This is a genomic window from Streptomyces sp. NPDC046876 (genome assembly GCF_040645035.1).
Taxonomy (GTDB): domain Bacteria; phylum Actinomycetota; class Actinomycetes; order Streptomycetales; family Streptomycetaceae; genus Streptomyces.
Genome location: NZ_JBEYXK010000225.1, coordinates 1 through 2,073, shown reverse-complemented (window position 1 = coordinate 2,073; position 2,073 = coordinate 1). Strand labels below are relative to the sequence as shown.

The 2,073-nt window shown below is 39.5% G+C and carries 4 protein-coding genes; 3 read left to right on the top strand and 1 reads right to left on the bottom strand.

Annotation, left to right across the window (positions count from 1 at the left end):
- Window positions 1–210 precede the first annotated feature (210 nt).
- On the top strand, window positions 211–672 hold the full coding sequence (locus ABZ924_RS38560; protein WP_361920403.1) for a hypothetical protein: 462 nt from the start codon (window positions 211–213) through the stop codon (window positions 670–672).
- Between the two features lie 34 nt (window positions 673–706).
- Window positions 707–907: a hypothetical protein gene (locus ABZ924_RS38555; protein ID WP_361920401.1), complete on the top strand. Its 201-nt coding sequence runs from the start codon at window positions 707–709 to the stop codon at window positions 905–907.
- A 528-nt stretch (window positions 908–1,435) separates the two neighbouring features.
- On the opposite strand, the gene ABZ924_RS38550 is transcribed toward ABZ924_RS38555, so the two are convergent.
- Complete coding sequence (locus ABZ924_RS38550) at window positions 1,436–1,828, bottom strand: tyrosine-type recombinase/integrase (protein ID WP_361920399.1); 393 nt, start codon at window positions 1,826–1,828, stop codon at window positions 1,436–1,438.
- A 34-nt stretch (window positions 1,829–1,862) separates the two neighbouring features.
- On the opposite strand from ABZ924_RS38550, the gene ABZ924_RS38545 reads away from it, so the two are divergent.
- The coding region (locus tag ABZ924_RS38545; RefSeq protein ID WP_361920405.1) for a hydroxyethylthiazole kinase at window positions 1,863–2,073 on the top strand (211 nt) is incomplete at its 3' end.

The following is a 2,073-nucleotide window of genomic DNA, read 5'->3' as shown; positions in this document are numbered from 1 at the left end:
TATTTCTTTTTCTTTTTTCTTATTAATATAAGTGCCCTCTGGTAAGTACCGGCTATGCTCATTTGTCATTTCAAGAGTTTCCTTTTGGTCAACACTGGTCATATCAACGTTTTCAGCTGTTTCAATCTCTTGAACCGTTGTCCAGAAGGTGGAGATACAGATGATCCAAAAACGCAGAACGGATATGCCTACGCGAGTAGCAACCCAATCATGTATACAGATCCAGATGGCAATTACTTCTGGCTGGCTGTCAACGCCGGGTTTGCAGCATATGACGGCTATAAAGCCTATAAAGCAGGAAGAGCTAAAGGCAAGCGCGGCTGGGCATTGGCCGGCTCCGTAGCTTGGGCATCTGGAAGCAGTTTTGCAAGAGTAGGACATTTAAAAAAAGCTGGAAGAATATTGGGGGTGCATGCAAACAAAGTAGATGGAAGACCAGCTACTCTATACAAAAAATTGGACCGAGATGGGAATTTTCTGAAGTGGGGAATTACTAAACATGCAGATCCAAACAAAAGGTACTCGAAAAAGCAGAGAAATGGCGGTAACGTTTTAACAGTAAAACGAGGTCCAAGGAATAAAATGATTAGACTTGAGAGAAGATTAGTTGAAAGGTATCCCGGACCTGAGAACAAAGAAAGATGGGCAGGTAAAAGGAAAAGAAAGAGGTAAAAAAATGAATAATAAACCAGATTATTATTTGACAATGGGTTCAGAATTGGGCGATCCTACTTTAGGCAAAGTTTTACTACCTCATGTTATTGAATTAAATCGATTGTTAGGTATGTACTGCAACAAAATTTATTGCTCAGAACTTGAGGAGATAGCTCTTACTCTAAGAGTAGGAGGAGAAATATGGAGCATTGATTTTGAAGGTTGCAAAAATATGCGGTTAAGTAAGAAATAGAAATATATCGCTCTGGAAATCGGCATGCCACCTGAAAAATGGAGGAACAAATCCAGTGAAGAATTGCGAGAATTCATCATGTTTTACTTCTCAGAAGCACTAGAGATGATCGTTAAAAGAATCCGCAAGGAAAAATGGGATATCAAAGAGGTAGAATTAAAGCATGACTTCAGTATAGTAAGAAAGATGTTTCTTAATAAAAGCATAGAATAGTTGGTAAATAAACCATGGTTGAGGGAAATTATAAAGGAACTCATCCATGGTTTTTCTTTTCTTCTAAATTTCAAACTCTACCGGAAAATATTACGTTAAAAATAAAGTTCTCAATTGAAAGGCTTTTTAGGCATGAAAAGTTGGTAAATCCAAAAGATGTAAGACTCTTCCAAAGCAATTTCAGATGTTATTATACAGTTTTATATGTTCGCAAAATACTTATTTAAGGAATTTTAGTAGATCAATGCTAGAAGTTGTTCGGTAGTAAAGCAAATATAGAAAAGGACAGACAGCTTACTAAGCCGTCTGTCCTTTTCAGTCGCTCTTATTTCTCTGTTCTGCACGCTTTAACCGATTGGTCTCCATCCGCGTCAGTACTTGTTCGTTATCTTTATTAGATAAGTTCGTATAGAGAGAAGTGGTTTCAATGTTGCTATGTCCTAGCTGATCTCGCAGAAGGACAATATTACCACCATTTCTTATAAAATCCGCTGCAAAACTGTGTCGTAGTTTGTGAGGGCTCATGCCTTCTCCTTGCGCAAATGCTGCAGTGTATTTGGTTACCAAGTTCTCGATGGCACGACGGGAGAGAGGACGGGCAGAACCGCCATAAAGCGTGACAAAAAGAAAGGGCACTTCTTTCGATCCGGTATACCTGGCTTCCCGGATTTCTAAGTAGTCTCTTAAATGGTGAATCGCCTGATCCATGCAACGATGAACGAACTCAAAACCATGGGCATTTATTTGTCATGAAATTCCTTTTGGAAGTCCGATTATGGCTTCGATTACAGGAACAGGCTGCTTACTGAGTAGCGTTGTCGCTGCAGGTCTTGCTGTTGATTCTGAAAATCCGTTAGAAACAGTGAGCGCTATTTTGCGCTATTTTGCGATTGCTGGTGAACTAGCTAGTCAAAGCGTGAGTCTCCCTGGAGATTTTCAACTTGCTTTCATGA

What these genes read in the sequence shown, in the direction of transcription:
- ABZ924_RS38560 (WP_361920403.1), top strand. Translation starts at nt 211, where the DNA reads ATGTATACAGATCCAGATGGCAATTACTTCTGGCTGGCTGTCAACGCC.
- ABZ924_RS38550 (WP_361920399.1), bottom strand. Translation starts at nt 1,828, where the DNA reads ATGGATCAGGCGATTCACCATTTAAGAGACTACTTAGAAATCCGGGAA.
- ABZ924_RS38555 (WP_361920401.1), top strand. Translation starts at nt 707, where the DNA reads ATGGGTTCAGAATTGGGCGATCCTACTTTAGGCAAAGTTTTACTACCT.